The sequence below is a fragment of the Desulfuromonas acetoxidans DSM 684 genome (assembly GCF_000167355.1).
In the GTDB taxonomy this organism is placed as follows: Bacteria; Desulfobacterota; Desulfuromonadia; order Desulfuromonadales; family Desulfuromonadaceae; genus Desulfuromonas; species Desulfuromonas acetoxidans.
Genome location: NZ_AAEW02000025.1, coordinates 25,513 through 33,061, shown reverse-complemented (window position 1 = coordinate 33,061; position 7,549 = coordinate 25,513). Strand labels below are relative to the sequence as shown.

At 53.2% G+C, this 7,549-nt stretch carries 6 protein-coding genes and 1 pseudogene; 6 read left to right on the top strand and 1 reads right to left on the bottom strand.

From position 1 onward, the window contains the following. Positions 1-93 precede the first annotated feature (93 nt). From DACE_RS15185 to DACE_RS17600, 6 genes and pseudogenes are all read left to right on the top strand, one after another. A pseudogene (locus DACE_RS15185) lies at positions 94-865 on the top strand (enoyl-ACP reductase FabI). Between the two features lie 78 nt (positions 866-943). Beyond that, positions 944-1,387, top strand: coding sequence for a hypothetical protein (locus tag DACE_RS18920; protein WP_337442379.1), 444 nt, complete (start codon positions 944-946; stop codon positions 1,385-1,387). Further along, positions 1,308-2,603, top strand: coding sequence for a GTPase HflX (gene hflX, locus DACE_RS15180; protein ID WP_337442378.1), 1,296 nt, complete (start codon positions 1,308-1,310; stop codon positions 2,601-2,603). Before DACE_RS18920 ends, hflX begins: the two co-directional genes overlap by 80 nt. 146 nt (positions 2,604-2,749) lie before the next feature. After that, positions 2,750-4,315 carry a LysM peptidoglycan-binding domain-containing protein gene (locus DACE_RS15175; RefSeq protein WP_162013616.1) on the top strand — a complete coding sequence of 522 codons (1,566 nt, stop codon included), beginning with the start codon at positions 2,750-2,752 and terminating at the stop codon, positions 4,313-4,315. A gap of 144 nt (positions 4,316-4,459) precedes the next feature. Further along, a complete protein-coding gene (locus DACE_RS15170) occupies positions 4,460-5,185 on the top strand; it encodes a tetratricopeptide repeat protein (protein WP_006002698.1) in 726 nt (241 codons plus the stop codon). 1 nt (position 5,186) lies between these two features. Next, positions 5,187-5,870: a Smr/MutS family protein gene (locus tag DACE_RS17600; protein WP_006002697.1), complete on the top strand. Its 684-nt coding sequence runs from the start codon at positions 5,187-5,189 to the stop codon at positions 5,868-5,870. A 4-nt stretch (positions 5,871-5,874) separates the two neighbouring features. Here the strand turns inward: DACE_RS17600 and DACE_RS15160 are convergent, their stop codons facing one another. Further along, the gene (locus DACE_RS15160; RefSeq protein ID WP_006002695.1) at positions 5,875-7,464 is read right to left on the bottom strand and encodes a PQQ-dependent sugar dehydrogenase; all 1,590 of its coding nucleotides are present in this window, start codon (positions 7,462-7,464) and stop codon (positions 5,875-5,877) included. Positions 7,465-7,549 lie beyond the last annotated feature (85 nt).

Genomic DNA, 7,549 nt, shown 5'->3' with positions numbered 1-7,549 from the left:
TTTCTGGTCGTCAATCTGCTAAAAAGGCCTGCTAAGTCTGTTAGATAACCACTAATTTTGCATTATATACTTTCAACAGGAGAAACGGACCATATGGGACTGATGACAGGAAAACGGGGAATTATTTTTGGTGTTGCCAATGAGATGAGCATTGCCTGGGGCATTGCCCAACAACTCAAGGAGGCAGGGCGCCACGCTGGCGTTTACCTACCTTAACGAGGCTCTTGAAAAGCGTGTTCGTCCGCTGGCGGAGAGTCTTGATGCTGAAATGATTCTGCCCTGTAATGTCAGCAACGATCAAGAGATCGAAGCGGTTTTTGACGAGGTGAAAAAACAATGGGGTGAGCTGGATTTTGTTGTTCATGCCGTTGCTTATGCCGACCGTGAAGATCTTAAAAAGCCCTATAGCCAGACCAGCCGCGAAGGTTTTGCCCTGGCCATGGACATCAGTGCCTATTCCATGGTCGCCATTACCCGTTGTGCGGAACCGCTGCTCAAAGAGGGTGGCAGCATCGTGACCATGACCTATCTGGGGGCAACCCGCGCCGTGCCCAATTACAATGTCATGGGTGTGGCCAAAGCCGCTCTGGAAGCTTCGGTACGCTATTTGGCAGCCGAATTAGGCGAAAAAGGTATTCGCGTTAATGCTATTTCCGCCGGCCCGATTCGCACTCTGGCGGCTTCCGGTATTGCCAATTTCCGTTCCAAAATCAAGCTGATGGATGATTATGCTCCGTTACGTCGTACCGTCACTCAGGAAGAGGTTGGCAAGAGCGCTGTGTACTTCTTGTCCGATCTGAGCAGTGGTGTGACCGGAGAAGTTCATCTGGTGGATGCAGGCTTTAACTTTGTTGTCAGTGCTTAGGTTGCTGATGTTACAAATTCTCCAATATTTTGATCAAAAAGGGCCCCAACGGGCCCTTTTTGCGTAATGGGCGTTGCTGTGGATGTTCTTGGACAAACTTCCGGACTTAAAGCTGCCCAGATAAATGCGCTGGAACGCATTTACCGGCGGCGGATGCGTCCCGAAGAGGTGGTGTCAGCTGAGCTGGCGCGTTTTTTATGCGGCCTGTCTCACGAAATCCGCCGCCAGATCGGTGTGTTGATTGATCGATCCGGTGTCGTCAAATATGTCATGGTTGGCGATGACCGCGAGATCATGCTGCCCGATCTGTCCGATTATGCCTTGGGGCGCAGTGGTATGCGTGGCCTGCGTCGCATTCATACTCACCTGAAAAACGAATCCCTGTCCGAGGACGACCTGACTGACCTCGATCTGTTGCGTCTCGATATGATGGTTGCCCTTGGTGTCAACCAACGCGGTTTCCCTGTCCTCGGTTTATTATGCCCACCTGTTACCAGAAAATCCGACGCATCAACAGGTTGAACAACAGCAGTTGCGCAGTTTTGATCAGCTTAACCTCGATATGTCCGCTTTTTTGCGCTCTCTGGAAGACGAACTGGAGCGTACGGTTGACAGTGGCCAGATCGATCTGTCCGATCCTCGCGAACGGGCCATTCTCATTTCCGTTAGTCAGTCACCACGGCGAGAGATTGAAGATTCCTTGTGCGAACTGCAGGAGTTGGCCCGCACCGCAGATATGCTGGTACTGGATCAAGTGGTACAACGGCCGCAGCGGCTCAATCCCCGTTACCTGATGGGCGAGGGCAAAATCAAGGATGTGGTGATCCGTGCTCTGCAGCAACGGGCGACCATGCTGGTGTTTGATCAAGATCTCAGTCCGACTCAGGTACGCTCTATTGCCGCCTTGACTGATCTGAAAGTTGTTGATCGCTCTCAGGTGATTCTGGATATTTTTGCTCGCCGTGCCCACACTCTGGACGGCAAGGTTCAAGTTGAACTGGCCCAGCTCAAATACATTCTGCCCCGGTTGTCGGGCAAGGGAACCGCTTTGTCACGCCTGATGGGGGGCATCGGTGGCCGTGGCCCCGGTGAAACCAAACTGGAGATTGATCGTCGCCGGATTCGCGACCGGATCAGTCGTCTGGAAAAGCGCCTCAAAGGGATGGCCAAGAGTCGTTTGCAGCGGCGCAGCAAGCGGATGCGTTCCGATGTGCCGATTATTTCTATTGTCGGATATACCAATGCCGGTAAATCAACCCTCCTCAATGCATTGACGCAGAGCGAAGTGTTCACCGAAGACCTGTTGTTCGCTACCTTGGATACCTCGACGCGCCGTTTGCGCTTTCCGCTGGAACGCGAGGTGATCATTACCGACACGGTCGGTTTTATCCGCCAGTTGCCAGCCAGCCTGATGGGCGCGTTCAAGTCCACCCTCGAAGAATTGTCGGATGCGGATTTGTTGCTGCATGTGGTAGATGTGTCCAATCCCCGTTTTGAAGAACAGATTCTGGCGGTTGAGCAGATTCTGGCGGATCTCGATCTTGGTCAGACGCCGCGTCAGTTGGTGTTTAACAAGATGGATCAGATTGAGGCAGACGAGTGTGCCGAGTTGTGCCGACGCTTTGGTGCAGTTTCCGTCTGTGCTCGTGACCGCAGTACCTTCGACGCCTTGCTCGATGCGTTGCAACAGCGCTTCTGGCCGCAGGAGTCAGAGGGTGAGACTCTTGACACTGAGTGAGTTTTTCTATAGCCTTGGCCGGAGCTTATCTGGAGAAATTATGGGAGAAATCAAGGGTTTGCCCTTGATCTCAGGATAACGGGAGCTGTGATTCAGACATGATTCGTTGGTATCTATTAGTGTGTTGTGGGCTGTTGACGGGGTGTATGGCGTCTCCCGCTCCCCAAGTGTCGACGGTTCGTCTGCACAATGAAGCAAGTTTGCCGCTGGTTGCTCAATCGATTGATGAGGAAGCCGGTTGCGTGGTGTTGCCACCTGAAGAGCTGGTGCGCGTGGGTGATGAAACCACGGCAGATGAAGCGCTGCTCAATGCCGATTTGACGCCGCCGCAGGATGTGGGCACCGTGGTGGAACCGGAGCCGTTGTTCGATTTTCCCGTGGTGGAGAACGACAAGGTGCGCTATCTGGTTGACTACTACACCGGACCGGGGCGGCGAACCTTTACCCGGTGGCTACAGCGCTCGAGTCGCTACCTGCCGATGATGCGTGAGGTGTTTAAACGCGAGGGGCTGCCGCAGGATCTGGCCACTCTGGCCATGGTGGAGTCTGGTTTTAACAGCAATGCCCACAGTTGGGCCAATGCCGTCGGCCATTGGCAGTTCATCGAATCGACCGGACGCATGTACGGGCTGGAAAATACCTGGTGGCGTGATGAGCGCCGTGACATGGAAAAGGCCACATTGGCTGCTGCCCGTTATCTCAAGGATCTCTATCAGCGTTTCGACGGCAATTGGTATCTCGCCGTGGCCTCATATAATGCGGGACCCGGAAAGATGTCCCGTGCGATCAAAAAATATCACTCCACCGATTTCTGGGAACTGTGCAAAGGCTCCTATCTTCGCGCCGAAACCAAAAACTATGTTCCCAAGCTCCTGGCGGCGTTGTTAATCAGTAAACAACCGGTGAAATACGGTTTCTGCGAGCTGGACTACCAGGCACCGTTGGCTTTTGACACGGTAATTCTTTCCGAAGCCACTGATCTGGAACTGATCACGGAACTGACCGGGGCCTCTTATGATGAGCTTAAACGTCTCAACCCTGAATTGAAGCGCTGGTGTACCCCGCCCGGCGAAACCAATTATCGTTTGCGGGTGCCAACCGGTTGTGCCGGCGGATTTGATGAGAAATACGCCCAAGTGCCATCGTCTGAACGTGCGCGCTACAAGCGTCATCAGATCACCTCCGGTGACACCCTGCTCAAATTGGCTCACACCTACCATATCCGTGTCGACGATATTATCAGCCTCAATAAAATCAGCAATCCTCGCGCGTTGCGGATTGGCCAAAATTTGATTCTGCCGTTGCATCGCGACTATACCAGCCGTCCGTTGGCCGAATTGCAAGATGATTACCTGCGTTCGAAGCGCCGCAATTACACGGTGCGCTCCGGTGACAGCCTGTGGAGTATTGCCCGTAAGTGCGATGTGACGGAAAAGCAGTTGCGGGTGTGGAATCGCCTAGGGTGGAGCAATGTGATTCAACCGGGGCAGAGACTGGTGGTGTCAGCACCGTCCTCGCGGGTGGCCAGTCGAAGTAAAGCCCTGAAAAAAGTGGTCTATCAGGTGCGTTCCGGTGATACCCTGTGGGGCATCGGCCGTCAGTTCTCCGTGCAGACGCGTGACATCCGTCAGTGGAACGATCTCACTGAGGATCATATTCTGCAGCCGGGTGATGAACTGACCCTGCTGGTGCATGGCGATCGCCGTTCCTGATGGCGTGCCGAATACTTTGACTTTTTCAATGCTGATTGCTAGACTCTCGCCACGTTTTTTGGCGCAAGTTTGTCGCCCATCCATGGGCTTGGTGAGCCTGTTTATCCGAAGGCTCCAATGTCACAATGAAAGGTGTAACATTTCATGCTGAACTTCCTCATTGCCTTTGTTTTCGGAACCGTTGCCGTGGTTCCTTTGCATCTCGTATATCATCTGCAACTGCTCTACTGCGGGCTGATCTCTATGGTGTTGTTTGCCGTGGTTTATCTGCTGCTGGCGCGTCGTACCATGAACAAGGTGATGGCGCTGATGCAAGGTGCCCAGCGCGATGTGCAGGCCAACCGTTTCGAAAAAGCCATTGCCTCTCTGCAGGATGGTTTTAAATACGCACCGTGGCAATTTTATGTCAAAGGGCAGATTAATGCCCAGATCGGTACGCTGCTCTATTTGAAAAAAGATTTTGCCAAGGCCATGCCTTTTCTGGAAAAAGCTTTTGTCAAACACTGGGTTGCCATGAGCATGCTGGCCGTCAGCTACATGAAGCGCAATAAGCCGGAAAAAATGGCCGAGACGTTTGAAAAAGCGACAACGGCAAGCCGTAAAGAACCGTTTGTCTGGAATCTTTATGCCTACTGTCTGGATAAGATCGGTCAGCGTGACAAAGCTCTATCTATTTTGCAAAAAGGGATCAAGAAGACCGGTGGTGATGAACGCCTCGAAGCGTCCATTGTAGCTATAGAACAGGGCAAGCGGATGAAGATGGAAGATTACGGTGATGTCTGGTATCAGTTCCATCTGGAGAAAACCGGTGCCATGATCAAAAAACAAACCAAGGCAGCTCAGGGACGGCGCAAAATGCCGCGTGTCTGATATGGCTAAAAAGAACAAAAACGAAAAAAACGCATTCAAAAATAACCCCTTCAAGTCCGTGAAGGGGTTTTGTGTTTCCGAATCGGAACCAAAGCCGAAAAAGGTTGTTCAGGAAGAAGAGCCAACCCCTGCTGACGAATCTGACGTTGACTTTGCCTCGGCTATGGAACGCCTTGGCGTTGAAAATATCGAGTCGCACGAGGGGTTGGTTGAAAGACCATTTGAGGATGTTTTTTCCGATGAGGAGGACGCGCGTTCCCAGCCTGCCGCAGACGTGGATGATGAGAGTCTGTTTTTAGCCAGCCTTGGCGCTGTGGACAAGGTGTTCAACGATGATATCCCCGATGACGACGATGCCCCGCAAGCTGAACCGCGGCGGATGAAGCAATTACGCCAGGGGAAAATTCGCCCTCAGGACCGTTTGGATCTCCACGGTTGTTATCGCGATGAAGCCCGAGACAAGGTGCGCCTGTTTCTCAAGCATCGTTTCGAGCAGGGGCTGCAGACGGTGTTGATCATCACCGGGCGCGGCAAGCGTTCCCCGGGCGGCGAGTCGGTGCTGCGTCAGGAGGTGGAGCGTTACCTGACTACCCAGGCTCAGGCGTGGGTAGCCGAATGGGGCAGAGCGCCACGCCAATATGGTGGTGAAGGGGCTTTAGTGGTGTTTTTACGCCAGAAAAGATAACTTATCAGCGGGGCGTCACTTTAAGCAGACGCCCTTTTTTATTGTCTGTCAGCAGATACAGGGCACCGTCCGGTCCACTGACAACATCGCGAATCCTTTCATTCAGCTCTGAAAATAACGTCTCAACATCACGCGCTGTATCGCCTTGCAACACGACCCGGTGAACACTGCGCCCGGCCAATGCGCCAATGAACAGATTGCCCCGCCATTGTGGAAACAGGTTGCCACGGTAGCGGGTCAGTCCCGAAGGTGCGATGGATGGCGTCCATTGCAGCACGGGTTGCTCCATACCCGGCCGTTCGGTGAATGGTGAAATGATCGCCCCTGAATAATCAATACCGTAGGTGATGGCCGGCCAGCCATAATTCTTTCCCGGTTCAATGAGATTGATCTCGTCGCCCCCTTTCGGTCCATGTTCATGGGCAATCACCAGCCGATCCACCGGATCGTAAATCAATCCCTGCACATTACGGTGACCGTAGGTATAGATCTCTGGTTGCGCCCCTTTCTGGCCGATAAAGGGATTGTCTGTCGGAACGGACCCGTCGGCTTGAATTCGCACGGTCGTGCCAAGGTGGTTGCCACGGTTCTGTGCCTGTTCCCGGAAAGAATAACCTTCTCCCAGGCTGATGAGTAATGTGTTATCCGGCAACCAGGTCATCCTCCCGCCGTAATGAGCCTTGCCCTGTTTATCCGGCCAGCAGCGGAAAATTTCCGTGACATGTTCCAGTTTGTCACCCTTAAAGACGGCCTTGGCCACGGTCAGCCGATTGGCATTAGTGGTTCCACTGGCATAGGTAAAAAAGAGGGTGCGGTCATGGTTGAAATGCGGTGACGCGATGACGCTGAACAAACCGGCTTGGCCTCCGCTGAAGATTTTTGGCAGTCCGGGAATTGGAGCGGACAAGCGCTGTTCTTTGGCAAACCATAGCCGCAATCGTCCCGGCCGTTCGGTAATCAACGCGTTCCCCTCGGGCAGAAAGGCCAGCGACCAGGGGTGAACCAATCCACTGGCCATTGTCTCAACGCGATAGGGGGCAGAGTTGGCAGCCATTGACAGATTGACTGAAGTACAGAGGCTCACGGCCAGCAGAGCCATCAAGACCTGTTTCAGCCCTGAAGAGGGCAATTGCAAGTTCGTTGAGTGTGTGATCGTTCGCTTTCCCCAAAGACCACCGGACAAGGCCGCTGCCCCAAGCAGGCCGAACAGGCCCAGGTTCGAACGGGTTGCCGCAATCAGGTTGGGAACAGCAGCGAGGTAATTCAATAGGACGATCAACGCCCATACACTCAAAGCGGATATTAAAGCGTAGAGACAGGAAGTGTTTATCCAGGTGAAAAGTTTGAGTAGCCACCAGGAAGCAGCCCAGGCGATTAGAAGACTGGCCGTGAACAAGGCGCATAACAATGGGGTAACAGACAGCAGATCTTGTGCTGATGTTGTCAGACGTGTGGCCAGATCGATTTCCATACCAAATTGTTGCAACGACCACAAGTTGACTTGGGTCTGTATAACGCTGGCCAGAACCACACCAATGGCCATTGATCGCAGAAAATGGATGAATTTGTGAACATACTGGGGTGTCGGCATCATCTCTCTCCCACAGGCAGGTAAGGTTTTCTTTTCAGCCTAACGGGTCTCTAGCGTCTTGCAACCTGATCGGGCGGAGTGGACGTGG

Excerpts from the sequence above, each read along its gene's own strand:
- DACE_RS15175 (WP_162013616.1), top strand. The coding sequence starts at position 2,750 with ATGGCGTCTCCCGCTCCCCAAGTGTCGACGGTTCGTCTGCACAATGAA.
- DACE_RS15170 (WP_006002698.1), top strand. The coding sequence starts at position 4,460 with ATGCTGAACTTCCTCATTGCCTTTGTTTTCGGAACCGTTGCCGTGGTT.
- DACE_RS17600 (WP_006002697.1), top strand. The coding sequence starts at position 5,187 with ATGGCTAAAAAGAACAAAAACGAAAAAAACGCATTCAAAAATAACCCC.
- DACE_RS15160 (WP_006002695.1), bottom strand. The coding sequence starts at position 7,464 with ATGATGCCGACACCCCAGTATGTTCACAAATTCATCCATTTTCTGCGA.